Source organism: Streptomyces chartreusis NRRL 3882 (assembly GCF_900236475.1).
In the GTDB taxonomy this organism is placed as follows: domain Bacteria; phylum Actinomycetota; class Actinomycetes; order Streptomycetales; family Streptomycetaceae; genus Streptomyces; species Streptomyces chartreusis_D.
This window is the reverse complement of sequence record NZ_LT963352.1, coordinates 7535001-7550319: the sequence shown is the minus strand read 5'-3', so window position 1 is coordinate 7550319 and position 15319 is coordinate 7535001. Positions and strand designations below refer to the sequence as shown.

Sequence of the window (15319 nt, the reverse complement as noted above, 5' to 3'; positions counted from 1 at the left end):
GGCGGCCGATCAGTCCTCGTAGGCGTCCAGCGGCGGGCAGGAGCAGACCAGGTTCCGGTCGCCGAAGGCCTGGTCGATGCGGCGCACCGGCGGCCAGTACTTGTCGGCGGTCGAGACCCCGGCCGGGAAGACGGCCTCCTCACGGCTGTATGCGTGCTCCCACTCGCCGGCGAGGGTCCCGGCGGTGTGCGGGGCACCCCGCAGGGGGTTGTCGTCCGCGGGCCACTCGCCGGAGCCGACCTTCTCGATCTCCGCACGGATGGCGATCATCGCCTCGCAGAACCGGTCCAGCTCGGTCAGGTCCTCCGACTCGGTCGGCTCGATCATCAGCGTCCCGGCCACCGGGAACGACATCGTCGGCGCGTGGAAGCCGTAGTCGATCAGCCGCTTGGCGACGTCGTCGACGCTCACCCCGGTCGCCTTGGTCAGCGGGCGCAGGTCGATGATGCACTCGTGCGCGACGAGCCCGCCGGGGCCGGTGTAGAGCACCGGGTAGTGCGGCTCCAGGCGCTTGGCGATGTAGTTGGCACTGAGCACCGCGACCTGCGTGGCCCGCTTCAGCCCCTCGCCGCCCATGAGCCGGACGTACGCCCAGGAGATCGGCAGGATGCCGGCGGAGCCCCACGGCGCCGCGGAGATGGGACCGACACCCGTGTGAGGGCCCGCCTCGGGCTGGAGCGGGTGGTTCGGCAGGTACGGCGCGAGGTGCTCACGCACCGCCACCGGACCGACACCGGGGCCGCCACCGCCGTGCGGGATGCAGAAGGTCTTGTGCAGGTTCAGGTGCGAGACGTCCCCGCCGAAGTGCCCCGGCTTGGCGAGTCCGACGAGCGCGTTGAGGTTGGCCCCGTCGACGTAGACCTGCCCGCCCGCCTCGTGCACCTGGGCGCAGATCTCGGAGACGTGCTCCTCGAACACGCCGTGCGTGGACGGGTACGTGATCATCAGCACCGCCAGCTCGTCGCGGTACTGCTCGATCTTCGCCCGCAGGTCCTCGACGTCGATCTCGCCGTCCTCGGCGGTCTTCACGACGACGACCTTCATGCCCGCCATCACCGCGCTCGCGGCGTTGGTCCCGTGCGCGGACGAGGGAATCAGGCACACGGTGCGCTGCTCGTCCCCGTTGGCCCGGTGGTACCCGCGTACGGCGAGCAGACCGGCCAGCTCGCCCTGCGACCCGGCGTTCGGCTGGAGGGACACCTTGTCGTACCCGGTGACCTCGGCGAGACGGTCCTCCAGCTCACGGATGAGCGTGAGGTAGCCGCCGGCCTGCTCGGCGGGCGCGAAGGGGTGCAGCTGCCCGAACTCGGGCCAGGTGACCGGCTCCATCTCCGTGGTCGCGTTGAGCTTCATGGTGCAGGAGCCCAGCGGGATCATGCCCCGGTCGAGCGCGTAGTCGCGGTCGGCCAGCCGGCGCAGGTAGCGCAGCATGGCGGTCTCGGAGCGGTGCTGGTGGAAGACGGGGTGCGTCAGGTACTCGTCGGTCCGCAGCAGGGCCTGCGGAAGCCCGTCCTCCGTGGCCGCGTCCAGCGCCTCGACGACGCCCTCGACCCCGAAGGCGGCCCATACGGCACGCAGCTGGGCCCGCGTGGTGGTCTCGTCGCAGGCGATCGAGACGTGGTCGGCGTCGACGAGCCGCAGGTTGACCCCGTTCTCCTGCGCGGCGGCCACGACGTCGGCGGCCCGGCCCGCGACGCGCACGGTCAGGGTGTCGAAGTAGGACCCGTGCACGACCTCGACCCCGCCGTTCGCGAGCCCGGCGGCGAGGACCGTGGCGTACCGGTGGGTGCGCCGCGCGATGCCCTTGAGGCCCTCCGGCCCGTGGTAGACGGCGTACATGCCGGCCATGACGGCGAGCAGCACCTGGGCGGTGCAGATGTTGCTGGTGGCCTTCTCGCGGCGGATGTGCTGCTCACGCGTCTGGAGCGCCAGCCGGTACGCCTTGTTCCCGTCGGCGTCCACGGACACGCCGACGAGCCGCCCGGGCAGGCTGCGCGCCATCTTGTCCTTGACCGCCATGTAACCGGCGTGCGGACCGCCGAAGCCCATCGGCACGCCGAAGCGCTGTGTCGTCCCGACGGCGATGTCCGCGCCGAGCTCACCGGGGGACTTCAGCAGCGTCAGGGCGAGCAGATCCGCGGCGACGGTGACGAGCGCCCCGAGCTCGTGCGCCTGGTCGACGACCGGCTTGATGTCCCGTACGGCCCCGGAGGCGCCCGGGTACTGGATCAGCACGCCGTTGATCTCGCGCTCGGCGATCTCGGCGGGAATGCCCTCGCCGAGGTCGGCGACGACGACCTCGACGCCGGTCGGCTCGGCCCGGGTCTGGATCACGGCGATGGTCTGCGGCAAGGCGTCCGCGTCGACCAGGAACAGGCCCTTCTTGTTCTTGCCGAGGCGCCGCGACAGCGCCATGGCCTCGGCGGCCGCGGTGCCCTCGTCGAGCAGGGAGGCACCGGAGGTGGGCAGTCCGGTGAGGTCGGCGACCATCGTCTGGAAGTTGAGCAGCGCCTCGAGCCGCCCCTGCGAGATCTCCGGCTGGTACGGCGTGTAGGCCGTGTACCAGGCCGGGTTCTCCATGACGTTGCGCATGATGACCGGCGGCGTGAACGTGCCGTAGTACCCGAGCCCGATCATGGAGCCGAGGACCTGGTTGCGGTCGGCGAGGGAGCGCAGCTCGGCGATCACCTCGGCCTCGCTGCGGGCGCCCGGCAGGTCCAGCGCCTCGGCGCTCTTGATCACGGCCGGGACAGCGGCGGCCGTGAGCTCGTCCAGCGAGCCGTAGCCGACCTGCGCGAGCATCTTGGCACAGGCCTCGTGGTCGGGGCCGATGTGGCGCTGCTCGAAGGGGACTGCCTCTTCGAGTTCGGAGAGCGGGATGCGATGGGCGGTCATTTGCGGAGGCCTCCTGGTCTGACACGACCTTCGAGGGGCACCACGGCACGGGTACCCGGACGGCCTCCCCCTCTGTCATCTCAACCTGAGAGCTTCACCGGATCGCCCGAAGGCCTCCGGCTTTCACCGTCGGTGAGAGCGGAAGCCGTCGACACCCGCCCTGCTTTCCAGAGTGACCTCGTCCGTGCGGTACGTGAGCCTGAGAGATTCCGGGGAGGATTTGCTCCTTCGGCGCCTCCGATGGTGTCTGGAGGACTCTCCCGCACGGGGTCAGCAGCCGCTGCCAGCGTACCAGCGAGGCTCACGGACGAACCTTCGAGTGGCCACCTCTCCGATTGTGCCGTTTTGTTGTGCTTACGGATGAGTTGCGACCCATGTGGAGGGCCCGTGCGAACCGATATCGATCCGCGCAACCTGATCGGCCGCAAGGCGTTCGACCGCAACGGAACCAGGATCGGCACGATCGACGAGGTCTACCTCGACGACGCCACCGGCGAGCCGGAATGGGCGGCCATACGGACCGGCCTGTTCAGCAGGGACGCTTTCGTCCCCCTCGAGCCCAGCGAACTGATCGACGGCGCCCTCCACGTGCCCTTCGACCGCGCCCTGATCAAGGACGCCCCCGACTTCGGCGTGGGCCGCCACCTCTCCCCGGAGCAAGAGCTGCAGCTCTACCACCACTACGGCCTCGACGTCACCGCGCCTCCCCCTCTCGCGGACCGCGACTTCGGCAAGTTGGCGGGCACGGACGAGACGGCCTGAAGCCCGGCAAGCCACCTATGGAGCAGCGGACCGCAGCCCCACGGCTCCGGCCCCACCTTCCGTCCCAGGGCTCTCCTCCGGTCTCGATAACACCAGGGGCAACGGATCAGCCGGCTCCAGGTCCGGATCGTCGACGCGGAAGGTCCGCACCCGCCCGGGCTCCGAGCCGGGCGTCTCGAACCGCACGGTGACCCGCCCCAGACCGCTGCCCTGCACCCACCCGTGCCCGAACAGGGTGTGCCGTACGTCGTGCCCGGCGGGCCACCGCCGCTCGGCGAGCGCCGGCTGCTCCTCGACCGGCGCCACGGCATCCTTCTCGACGGGCCCCTCCGTCTCCGCCCGCTCCCCCGCCGCCTGCGCGAAGAGATCCTCCTGCGTGTAGTCGGCGAGACCGCTGACGCCCACCCCGAGCAGCCGCACACCGCCCGTCGTGTCGACCGAGTCGAGCAGCCTGGCCGCCGCCTCCCGGATCACCCCGGGATCGTCCGTCGGTCCGCGCAGCGTCTCGGACCGGGTGAGCGTCGAGAAGTCGTACCGCCGCACCTTCAGCACGATGGTCCGCCCGGACAGCCCCGCCCCGCGCAGCCTCCGCACACACCGATCGGCCAGTCGCTGCACCTCTAGACCGACCCGCACCCGGTCGTGGATGTCCACGTCGTAGGTGTCCTCGACCGACACCGACTTCGCCTCCCGCTCCGCCACGACAGGCCGGTCGTCCCGCGCCAGCGCCATGGCGTAGAGCCCGTGCCCGTGCGCCTTGCCCAGCAGCCGGACCAGCTCGTCCTCCCCCGCCTCGGCGATCTCCTCGACCGTGGTGATCCCGGCCCGCCGCAGATGGTCACCGGTCGCCGGCCCGACCCCCGGCAACGTCCGCACCGACATCGGCCCCAGCATCGCCCGCTCGGTCCCCGGCTCGATCACCACCAGTCCGTCCGGCTTGGCCTGCTCCGAAGCGATCTTCGCGAGCATCTTGGAGGCGGCGAGCCCCACCGACCCCGTGAGCCCGGTGACGGCCCGTATGTCCGCGCGCAACCGCGTTCCGACCAGCCGCGCCGACTGCTCGTCCCAGGCCGCTCCACCGGCCTCCAGGTCCACGAACGCCTCGTCCAGGCTCAGCGGCTCCACCAGCGGCGACAACGCCCGCAGCAGCTCCATCACCCGCTCGCTGATCGCCTTGTAGAAACCGAAGCGCGGCACGAGATACGCGGCATGGGGCGCGAGCCGCCGGGCCTGCCCCATCGGCATCGCCGAATGCACACCGAAGACCCTGGCCTCGTACGACGCCGTGGCCACCACACCCCGCGGCCCGAGCCCGCCCACGACGACGGCCTTCCCGCGCAGACTCGGCTTGGACGCCTGCTCCACCGAGGCGAAGAAGGCATCCATGTCGAGATGCAGGATCGTGGGCGCGGTTCTCACATCTCCGATGCTGCCCTACGCCACTGACAACGCCCCCGCCAACGCACCTACGCCCCCGGGAGAAAGCGCTTGCAGCCCGGCGCGGAAACGTCCCGCCGGTAACAACCACGAAGCCACCGCCCTGCCGGACGACTCAGACGGCCCGGTTCCGCCGCCGCGCCAGCTCGTCCGCAGGGTTGGGCCCGACCAGGGTCTCGCCGGTGTCGATCCGCTCGCCGTGCAGCTGGGACAGCGCGCTCTCGACATCCCGCCACACCACACCGACGGCGATCCCGAAGACGCCCTGACCCCCTTGGAGCAGGGCATGGACCTCGTCCGGCGAGGTGCACTCGTAGACCGTCGCTCCGTCACTCATCAGCGTCATCCGCTCCAGGTCGCGGAAACCGCGTTCTCTGAGGTGCTGGACGGCCGTGCGGATGTTCTGGAGCGACACCCCGGTGTCGAGGAACCGCTTGACGATCTTCAGGACGACGACGTCCCGGAAGCTGTACAGCCGCTGCGTCCCCGACCCGTAGGCGGGGCGCACACTCGGCTCGACGAGGCCGGTGCGGGCCCAGTAGTCGAGCTGCCGGTAGGTGATACCGGCGGCCGCACAGGCGGTGGGGCCGCGATAGCCGATCTGCTCGGACGCCATGGACGTCGTCCCTCCGCTGCTCGGCACGGCCGTCGGTCGCTGCGGAACGTGATCAGCCACGCCGCCCGGTTGGGGGCGCCCCCCGCTCGGGCGGAGCCGTGAGCCCGGGGGAGGGTACGGACCGCTCGCCCTGAGACTGCGCTCGGGGCCACCCCCAGCCGTACCGTCGCCGCTGCTTCTCACGCCGACCTCCGTCCTTGACCTGCCTTCTCGACGGTAGGCAGTCACCCGGGGTGCGTCAACGATCGCCACACTCGCCACGCCGAGTGATAATCACCCTAAGAGTGGTTTCCCGTGCCCCACCGCGGGGAAAGGCTAGCCGAATGCCTCCGATACGGGCCGCGTGACGCTCTCACTCGCCTCCGGCACATGCGGGCATTTCACCCGTCACACACGGCGGGCGACCCTGCCGCGGACCACATCGTCCGCCGGGCCGCCCACACGCCTCACTGGCCGCCGCCACTCCCCGCCATCCGGCTCTCGCCGGAATCCAGCGCTCACTGGCTGCTGCTGCCGAAGTCCTCCGGGGAGATCTGGTCGAGGAACTCGCGGAACTTCTCCACCTCGTCCTCCTGCTCGTCCGGGATCGCGATGCCGGCGTCGTCGAGCACCGTGTCACTGCCGTAGATCGGTGTCCCGGTGCGCAGGGCCAGCGCTATGGCGTCGGACGGGCGGGCGCTCACCTCGACGCCGCTGGCGAAGACCAGCTCCGCGTAGAAGACGCCCTCACGCAGGTCCGTGATGCGCACTTCCGTGAGCTCCTGGCCGACGGCCTCCAGCACGTCCTTGAACAGGTCGTGGGTCAGCGGCCGCGCGGGAGCCATGCCCTGCTGGGCGAAGGCGATCGCCGTCGCCTCCCCCGGTCCGATCCAAATGGGGAGGTAACGGTCGCCCCCCACTTCACGCAGCAGCACGATCGGTTGGTTGGAGGGCATTTCCACCCGGACACCTACGACATCGAGCTCGTTCACACAGCAACCCTAGGCCGTGCTCGGGACGTTTGGGTAGTCGGGCCGGGAACGGGCGCCTGATCCGGCCCGCCCACGACCGGCCGTCTCACGGCAGCCGCACCCCGAGCGCCGTCTGCACCAGCGCCGCGTGCAACTTCACCGTGAGCCCCGCAAGCTCCTTGGTACGGGTCTCGGCATGAGCCCTGGTCTGCGGGTTCCGGTGCCGCTTCAGCGGGGCCACCACCTGGTCCACGAGCCCGGCCTCGCGATCGGCGGCGGCCTTCATCACCCGCAGGTGCCGCGGCTCGATCCCGAACCGCCCCAGTTCGGCGATCAGCGAGGCCACCGTGACCGCCTCCGCGTCGTACACCCCGTCCTCCAGTGGAGTGACGAGCCCGTACGACTCCCACTCCCTGAGCTCCTCCTCGCCGACACCGGCGGCGGCGAGCAGCTCCTGGCGCCCGATCCTGGCCGCCGTGGGCGCCTCGGGCGGCTCGGCCACGCTCTCGCCGTCGCGCTGACGGCCCAGGGCCGGCAGCTGGACGGCCTCGCCGCGCTCCATGGCCTCCAGATGCTCGCGGATCACCTTCAGGGGCAGATAGTGGTCCCGCTGCATCCTCAGGACATGGCCGAGACGCTCGACGTCGTGAGCGCTGAACTTGCGATACCCCGACGGGGTCCGCTGCGGCTCGATGAGCCCCTCCGCCTCCAGGAAACGGATCTTGGAGATGGTGACTTCGGGGAACTCGTCGCGCAGCACGTTCAGCACCGTGCCGATGCTCATCAGCCTGTCCGTGGCGGCGGTGCCGTGCCCGGCACCGCCGCTCGGTGTTTGCAGCATGGACCTTCCCTGACGGACGGACCTTCGCGGGGTTCCCCGGCCGGAATCCGGTCAGTAGCCCCGCTGGCTGGCGTAGAAGACCAGCCGGTACTTGCCGATCTGCACCTCGTCGCCGTTGTTCAAGGCGACCTGGTCGATCCGCTCGCGGTTCACGTACGTGCCGTTCAGGCTGCCCACGTCGGCCACCGTGAACGAGCCGTCCTGCCCGCGGCGGAACTCCACATGCCGCCGGGAGACCGTCACGTCGTCCAGGAAGATGTCGCTCTGCGGATGGCGCCCGGCCGTGGTCAGATCGCCGTCCAGCAGGAAGCGGCTGCCCGAGTTCGGCCCGCGGCGCACGACCAGGAGCGCGGAACCCAGCGGCAGCGCGTCGACCGCCGCCTGCGCCTCGGGCGACAGCGTCGGCATCGGCGTCTGGCCGGTGGTCTCGCTGTCGTAGGCCTCGAGACCGGAGATGGAGATCGTGGAGGTCGTCTCGGACGGACGCTCCGCCGCCGCCCCCGCCCGCAGCGGCGCGCCGCAGTTGGAACAGAAGCGGCTGTTCTCCGCGTTGCGGTTACCGCACCTCGTACACACCAGGGCCGACATCGGATCCTCCTGCCGCGGCTGCCCACCGGGGGCATTGGACGCATACGGGTCGGAAAACCCTCCACCCGCACTTGAGGGTTGCCCGAAACCTATGCCGCCGGGCCGCGCAGGGTCAACCGACGGCGCGCCCTGACCTCCGGAAACGTCACCGCCCGGGCCACCGACCTGGTCCCGGAACAGCGGCCGCTGGCCCTCCGCGTCAGGCTGTGCGCGATGGCGAGCGGTCGCATTGTCGCTGCCCTCTCGCGCGCTCTTGCCGAACAACTTCGCAAACAACTTCACGGGCGATTCCCCTTGACCGAAACAGACCCGCCCGTGGGGCAGGACGAACCCTGACTGAACACTCTGGCCGACCCGGACATCCTGACAACGTCCGTCTGCACCAGACAGTTTCCACCACGCACCACCCATTCGGTGCGCCGACCCCCCGCAACCTCATGCCCTCGCCGGACCTCGCCCATGCACCCCCGGTTCACTGCGAGGACGACCGAGCGTAGTCAGGCCGCTTCACCGCCCGCAAGGCGTCCACGACGATCTTGGTCGACCGCTCGATGGTGACCGTGGCCTGTTCCTTCTCGAGAGTCTGCACCACGCCTCCGGGGATGTTGAGCGCCGGCTCGAGATCCTGCGGCTTGCCGATGACCTTGAAACGATAGGGCGCGTTGATCTTGTTCCCGTCGACGCTCACGCCCTTGCCGGAGTCCGTCAGATACGTGCCCGCGACGACCCGCACGCCGTTCACCTGGATCGCCTCGGCACCCGCCGCGCGCAGCTCCTGGATCGCGTCGAGCAGCATGTCCGCCTCGACCGTCCCCTTCGTGTCCTCGATGGTCATGGTGATGCCGGGCCCCTGCGCGGCCACCGTGCCGGCCAGGATGCCGAGTTGCCTCTCCTTCTCGATGGTCTGCTTCCGGGCCTCCTCGGCCTGGTCCGAGCTGTTCTCCAGCTCGTCACGCTGCTTCTCGAGACCCTGCTTCTCGTCCTCAAGACGCTGCGTACGGTCATCCAGTTCATCGAGGATGCGGACAAGATCTTCCTGACGCGCACCGCGCAGCGCGCTGTCACTGTTGCTGTGCGAGGCCACCTGCACGGCCAGCCCGAACCCGAGGCCGAACAGCAGCAGCGCGACGATGAGTTGGGCCCGTGAGACCCGCGGCGGCCACAGCCCCTTCACCAGCCGCTGCCGTCCGGTCAGCTGCGGCTCGGACGCGGCAGCCGCCTGCGGTTCGGGCCCCGGTTCCGGCTCTGGTTCCGGTTCCGGCTCCGGGGCGTCCCGGGCGGCGGATACCGGCGCGGACACCTCTTGGGGCAGTTCCTTGCGGAGTCGGCTACCGGACTCGCCGTTCCCGTCGCGCTGGTCCGCGCGCGGATCGCCGTTCTCCGCGGGGCGCTTGTCGTCGTGCTCGCTCATCTGCCTCACGCCCGGAACACGTGCCGGCGGATCGCCGCGGCGTTGGAGAAGATCCGGATGCCGAGGACGACCACCACACCGGTGGACAGCTGAGCACCCACGCCCAGCTTGTCCCCCAGGAAGACGATCAACGCGGCCACCACCACGTTCGACAGGAACGACACCACGAAGACCTTGTCGTCGAAGATGCCGTCGAGCATGGCCCGCAGGCCGCCGAAGACGGCGTCGAGCGCCGCCACGACAGCGATCGGCAGATAAGGCTCGACCACCGCCGGAACCTCAGGCCGGACCAACAGGCCGGCCACGACTCCCACGACGAGGCCCAGTACGGCGATCACGATGTGCCCTTCTCGCTCTTCTCAATGCTCGGCTGTGCTGTACGTACGATCACACTCGGCGCGGCAGGCAGCCGGAGGTCGTCCTCCACGGAGATGCCTGTCCTGATGCCGTAGCTCTCCTGGAGCGCGTTCAGATACAGCCCGTCCGCGCTGTTCTGGAACCGGGTGCTCAGCCGCTGCCCGTCCCCCACCGCGAGCACCGTGTACGGCGGCACCAGCGGCTTGTTGTCGACCAGTATCGCGTCCCCCGCAGCCCTGATCGCGGACAGCGCCGTGAGCCGCTGCCCGTTGATCGAGACGGCCTCGGCGCCCGACTCCCACAGCCCGTTGACCACGCGCTGCATGTCCCGGTCGCGCACCCGGCCCGTATCGGAGAACCCGGTGGTCTCACGCGGGTTGCCGTCACCACCGGAACCGGCGTCCTTGGCGTCGTTCACCACGAGCTTCACGCCGGGGCCGTGCACCGCTGTGGCGCCCGACAGGATGCCCACGATCTCGGACCCGGCGCTGCCGCCGCTGTGCTTCAGCGCCTCCCGCTGGCGGGCACTCACGTCCTCGCGCAGCCGGTCGACGGAGTCCTCCAGCTTGTCCGCCTTCTCGGTCTCCCGGTCGATCCGGTCGACCAGTTCCTCCCGCTCCTTGGCGACGACCGGAGCGGCGACGCGCGCCTGGGCCGCTCCCACGGTCACGATGAGCGCCGCGAGCACCAGCCCCGCAGCGAGTCCCAGCTTCGCCCTGAGGGTCTTCGGCATGCCACCGTCGCCCGCGGCCCGCTTCCGCGCGGCGGCCTCGGCGTATCCGTCGTCGAGGCTGTGGTCCATGACGTTGGTGATCAACGACATGGACGCGTCCGGGCGCCGGGGCCGCGTCGGTGTGCTCCGAATGGGGGGTTGCTGCGGCATGCCGCACATCGTCGCACGTCGCGGCCACCACCTCCGAAACGGCCCCACCGGCATGCCGGACAGGCCCCGTTGGGGACACCTGTCCGGCACGCCCGCGTGCAGACCGTTCTACCGGCCGGCGCTGTCCACGACCGCCGACCACTCGTCCAGCAGGGCCTGCGCGGAGGCATCGTCCGGCCCCTCGGCCCACAGGTGGGTGACGGCCTCGGCCGGGTCGGGCAGCACCATCACCCAACGGCCGTCCGTCTCCACCACCCGCACGCCGTCCGTGGTGTCCACGAACCGGTCTCCGGCCGCCTCGACGACCCGCCTCATCACGAGCCCCTTGACGGCCCACGGAGTCGCCAGATCCCGCTTCAGGACGTGCGCCCGCGGGATCCGCGCGTCGATCTGGCTGAGCGTGAGCTGCGTCCGCGCCACGAGCCCGATGAGCCGTACGAAGGCCGCGGTGGCGTCGTACACGCTGCTGAACTCCGGGACGATGAACCCGCCCTTGCCGTCGCCGCCGAAGATCGTCCCTTCCTCACCACCCACGCGCGTGAGGTCGTCGGGAGACGTGGTCGTCCACTCGACCTGGGTCCCGTGGTACGCCGCCACCTGCTCGGCGATCCTGGTCGTGGTCACCGGAAGCGCGACCCGGCCGCTGCGCCGCTCGGCGGCGACGAGGTCCAGCATCACCAGCAGCGCCCGGTCGTCCTCGATGATGCGCCCCTTCTCGTCGACGAGGGACAGCCGCTCGCCGACGGGATCGAACCGCACCCCGAACGCGGCCCCCGAGGACGCCACGATCTCCCCGAGACGCACCATCCCCGACCGGCGCATGTCGGCCGTCTCCGTCGGCCTGGACTCGTCGAGACCGGGATTGATCGTCAGCGAGTCGACACCGAGCTTCCCCAGCAGACTCGGCAGGACGAGTCCCGCACTTCCGTTGGACGCGTCCACGACCACCTTCAGGCCGGAGTCCGCGATCCCGGTCGTGTCGACATTCCGCAGCAGCGACCCGGTGTACGAGTCGAAGACACTCGCCGGGAAGTGCAGGTCACCGATCTCCCCGGGGAACGCACGCCGGTACTCCTGCCGCGCGAACACCCGGTCCAGCTTGCGCTGGCTGCCCTGCGACAGGTCGGCGCCCTGCCCGTCGAAGAACATGATGTCGACGGAATCCTGCACCCCGGGCGTCGTACGGATCATGATCCCGCCCGCACTGCCGCGCGCCGTCTGCTGCCGGGCCACGGGCAGCGGCACGTTCTCCAGGTCGCGTACGTCGATGGCGCTGGCCTGCAACGCGGAAATCACCGCTCGCTTCAGCGCGCGGGCACCACGCGAGTGGTCGCGGGCCGTGGTGACGGTCGAGCCCTTCTTCAGGGTGGTCGCATAGGCGCCGGCAAGCCGTACCGCCAGCTCCGGCGTGATCTCCACGTTCAGGATTCCGGACACACCGCGGGCGCCGAAGAGGTGCGCCTGTCCCCTGGATTCCCAGATGACCGACGTATTGACGAAGGCACCGGCTTCGATGGTCTTGAACGGATAGACCCGAACATTACCCTGAACGATCGATTCTTCACCGATCAGGCACTCATCACCGATGACCGCGCCGTCCTCGATCCGCGCCGCGCGCATGATGTCGGTGTTCTTTCCGACCACGCAGCCACGCAGATTGCTGTGGGGCCCCACGTAGACGTTGTCGTGAACGACGGCCTTGTGCAGAAATGCGCCGCTCTTGACGACCACGTTGGAGCCCACGACGGTGTGCTCGCGGATTTCGGCGCCGGCCTCGACCTTGGCGTAGTCACCGATGTAAAGCGGCCCGCGGAGCACGGCGTCGGGATGGACCTCGGCGCCTTCGGCGACCCACACCCCGGCGGAGATCTCGAACCCGTCGATGTCGACGTCGACCTTGCCCTCCAGGACGTCGGCCTGCGCCTTCACATAGCTCTCATGGGTGCCGACGTCCTCCCAGTACCCCTCGGCCACATAGCCGTAGATCGGCTTGCCTTCCTTCATCAACTGCGGGAAGACATCGCCGGACCAGTCGACGGGCACATCGGGCTCGACATAGTCGAAGACCTCGGGCTCCATCACGTAGATGCCGGTGTTCACGGTGTCGGAGAAGACCTGGCCCCAGGTGGGCTTCTCGAGGAAGCGCTCCACCTTGCCTTCCTCGTCGACAATGGTGATGCCGAATTCCAGCGGATTGGGCACACGCGTCAGACAGACCGTGACCAGTGCACCCTTCTCCTTGTGGAAATTGATGAGCTCGGTGAGGTCGAAATCCGTCAGCGCATCGCCTGAGATGACGAGGAAGGCATCGTCCTTCAACGCCTCTTCGGCATTCTTGACGCTTCCGGCAGTACCGAGTGGCTTCTCCTCATTGGCATAGGTGAGCTCCATACCGAGCTCTTCGCCGTCACCGAAGTAGTTCTTGACGAGCGAGGCCAGGAACTGGACAGTTACGACTGTTTCGTTGAGCCCATGCCTTTTGAGCAGCCGCAGCACATGCTCCATGATCGGGCGGTTGGCCACGGGCAGGAGCGGCTTGGGCATGCTTGAGGTCATGGGGCGAAGGCGCGTGCCTTCGCCTCCGGCCATCACGACGGCCTTCATGTCGGAAGCGTCCTCCTCAAAGAGACGACGGTCTAGCCGACTTCCCCCGCGAGGATTGTCCCGCACTTTTGCACGACGGGCCATCGCACCGCTTCGGTGGGAGCAATCCGCGAGTTCAATCGGGCGTGGCGTCCGCACGGACCAGGCGGCGGACTTGTACCACGTAGAGGACTCCTGCCCACCAGTACAGCGTTGTACCCCATCCGGCGAACGCCCATCCGAAAATAGCAGCCAGTGACGAGATCCAACCACTTCCGTCACTGAGCAGGAGCAGCGGGAAGGCATACATCAAGTTGAAGGTGGCGGCCTTGCCCAGGAAGTTCACCTGTGGCGGCGGATAGCCGTGCCGGCGCAGGATGCCCACCATCACCAGCAGAACCAGCTCTCGCGCCAGAAGTACAGCGGTCAACCAGAGGGGCAGAATCTCGCGCCAGGTGAGGCCGACCAAAGTCGAAAGAATGTAGAGCCGGTCGGCCGCGGGGTCGAGCAGCCGGCCGAGGCTGCTGATCTGGTTCCAGCGCCGCGCGAGCTTGCCGTCCAGGTAGTCACTGATGCCGCTCAGGGCCAGTACCAGAAGGGCCCAGCCGTCACTCTTGGGCCCACCGAACTCAGGCCGCAGAATCAGCCACAGGAAGAGGGGCACGCCGACGAGGCGGGCCATGCTGAGGATGTTCGGGATGGTGAGCACACGGTCCGTCTGGACGCGAGTCTCCTGAACCTCCACCCGGGGGCCTCCTGTGGGAAACGTGCCAATGATGCTCCCTGACCTTACCTCAACGCAAAAAAGCTCTGGCTCTCGGGCTGAGTGCCCAAGAGCCAGAGCTCTAAAAGGAGTTCGGCGGCGTCCTACTCTCCCACAGGGTCCCCCCTGCAGTACCATCGGCGCTGTAAGGCTTAGCTTCCGGGTTCGGAATGTAACCGGGCGTTTCCCCTACGCTATAACCACCGAAACACTATGAAACTGTCAGCCGCACCACACCATGACCATGGCATGGGGCTGTTCGTGGTTTCAGAACCAACACAGTGGACGCGAGCAACTGAGGACAAGCCCTCGGCCTATTAGTACCGGTCACCTCCACACGTTACCGTGCTTCCAGATCCGGCCTATCAACCCAGTCGTCTACTGGGAGCCTTACCCCATCAAGTGGGTGGGAGTCCTCATCTCGAAGCAGGCTTCCCGCTTAGATGCTTTCAGCGGTTATCCCTCCCGAACGTAGCCAACCAGCCATGCCCTTGGCAGAACAACTGGCACACCAGAGGTTCGTCCGTCCCGGTCCTCTCGTACTAGGGACAGCCCTTCTCAAGACTCCTACGCGCACAGCGGATAGGGACCGAACTGTCTCACGACGTTCTAAACCCAGCTCGCGTACCGCTTTAATGGGCGAACAGCCCAACCCTTGGGACCGACTCCAGCCCCAGGATGCGACGAGCCGACATCGAGGTGCCAAACCATCCCGTCGATATGGACTCTTGGGGAAGATCAGCCTGTTATCCCCGGGGTACCTTTTATCCGTTGAGCGACGGCGCTTCCACAAGCCACCGCCGGATCACTAGTCCCGACTTTCGTCCCTGCTCGACCCGTCGGTCTCACAGTCAAGCTCCCTTGTGCACTTACACTCAACACCTGATTGCCAACCAGGCTGAGGGAACCTTTGGGCGCCTCCGTTACCCTTTAGGAGGCAACCGCCCCAGTTAAACTACCCATCAGACACTGTCCCTGATCCGGATCACGGACCCAGGTTAGACATCCAGCACGACCAGACTGGTATTTCAACGACGACTCCACACTAACTGGCGTTAGCGCTTCACAGTCTCCCAGCTATCCTACACAAGCCGAACCGAACACCAATATCAAACTGTAGTAAAGGTCCCGGGGTCTTTCCGTCCTGCTGCGCGAAACGAGCATCTTTACTCGTAGTGCAATTTCACCGGGCCTATGGTTGAGACAGTCGAGAAGTCGTTACGCCATTCGTGC

The 15319-nt window shown here is 68.3% G+C and carries 12 protein-coding genes, 2 rRNA genes and 1 riboswitch (1 of these 15 running past the window's edge); of the genes, 1 reads left to right on the top strand and 13 read right to left on the bottom strand.

The genetic code is table 11. The annotated features are described in order from the left end of the window. Positions 1-9: 9 nt before the first annotated feature. On the bottom strand, positions 10-2895 hold the full coding sequence (gene gcvP / locus SCNRRL3882_RS34225; protein WP_010041366.1) for an aminomethyl-transferring glycine dehydrogenase: 2886 nt from the start codon (positions 2893-2895) through the stop codon (positions 10-12). Positions 2896-3072: 177 nt separating this feature from the next. Next, positions 3073-3168: riboswitch (glycine riboswitch) on the bottom strand. 114 nt (positions 3169-3282) lie between these two features. Between gcvP and SCNRRL3882_RS34220 the strand changes: the two genes are divergently transcribed. Beyond that, a complete protein-coding gene (locus tag SCNRRL3882_RS34220; RefSeq protein ID WP_010041368.1) occupies positions 3283-3657 on the top strand; it encodes a PRC-barrel domain-containing protein in 375 nt (124 codons plus the stop codon). A gap of 15 nt (positions 3658-3672) precedes the next feature. Here SCNRRL3882_RS34220 and SCNRRL3882_RS34215 read toward each other — a convergent pair whose 3' ends face one another. The 12 genes from SCNRRL3882_RS34215 to SCNRRL3882_RS34160 all read right to left on the bottom strand — a co-directional run. Then, positions 3673-5076: a DNA polymerase IV gene (locus tag SCNRRL3882_RS34215; RefSeq protein WP_010041371.1), complete on the bottom strand. Its 1404-nt coding sequence runs from the start codon at positions 5074-5076 to the stop codon at positions 3673-3675. Between the two features lie 133 nt (positions 5077-5209). After that, positions 5210-5893, bottom strand: coding sequence for a MerR family transcriptional regulator (locus SCNRRL3882_RS34210; protein ID WP_086012525.1), 684 nt, complete (start codon positions 5891-5893; stop codon positions 5210-5212). A gap of 314 nt (positions 5894-6207) precedes the next feature. Beyond that, positions 6208-6681 (bottom strand): bifunctional nuclease family protein, encoded by a 474-nt coding sequence (locus SCNRRL3882_RS34205; protein WP_003988851.1) that lies wholly within the window; start codon positions 6679-6681, stop codon positions 6208-6210. A gap of 85 nt (positions 6682-6766) precedes the next feature. Beyond that, positions 6767-7501 carry a MerR family transcriptional regulator gene (locus tag SCNRRL3882_RS34200; protein ID WP_010041384.1) on the bottom strand — a complete coding sequence of 245 codons (735 nt, stop codon included), beginning with the start codon at positions 7499-7501 and terminating at the stop codon, positions 6767-6769. A gap of 51 nt (positions 7502-7552) precedes the next feature. After that, complete coding sequence (locus tag SCNRRL3882_RS34195) at positions 7553-8500, bottom strand: FHA domain-containing protein (RefSeq protein WP_078602858.1); 948 nt, start codon at positions 8498-8500, stop codon at positions 7553-7555. 61 nt (positions 8501-8561) lie between these two features. Next, positions 8562-9500, bottom strand: a complete 939-nt coding sequence (locus tag SCNRRL3882_RS34190; RefSeq protein ID WP_010041388.1) for a DUF881 domain-containing protein — start codon at positions 9498-9500, stop codon at positions 8562-8564. Between the two features lie 5 nt (positions 9501-9505). After that, entirely contained in the window at positions 9506-9838 is a 333-nt protein-coding gene (locus SCNRRL3882_RS34185) for a small basic family protein (RefSeq protein WP_003988855.1), read from the bottom strand. Further along, entirely contained in the window at positions 9835-10749 is a 915-nt protein-coding gene (locus tag SCNRRL3882_RS34180; protein WP_086012526.1) for a DUF881 domain-containing protein, read from the bottom strand. Before SCNRRL3882_RS34180 ends, SCNRRL3882_RS34185 begins: the two co-directional genes overlap by 4 nt. Before the next feature lie 99 nt (positions 10750-10848). After that, a complete protein-coding gene (locus tag SCNRRL3882_RS34175; protein WP_010041407.1) occupies positions 10849-13344 on the bottom strand; it encodes a mannose-1-phosphate guanyltransferase in 2496 nt (831 codons plus the stop codon). A gap of 115 nt (positions 13345-13459) precedes the next feature. Next, on the bottom strand, positions 13460-14068 hold the full coding sequence (locus SCNRRL3882_RS34170; protein ID WP_010041409.1) for a CDP-alcohol phosphatidyltransferase family protein: 609 nt from the start codon (positions 14066-14068) through the stop codon (positions 13460-13462). 109 nt (positions 14069-14177) lie between these two features. Further along, positions 14178-14294 (bottom strand): 5S ribosomal RNA (rrf, locus tag SCNRRL3882_RS34165). 89 nt (positions 14295-14383) lie between these two features. Next, positions 14384-15319 (bottom strand): 23S ribosomal RNA (locus tag SCNRRL3882_RS34160); it runs 2186 nt beyond the window's last position.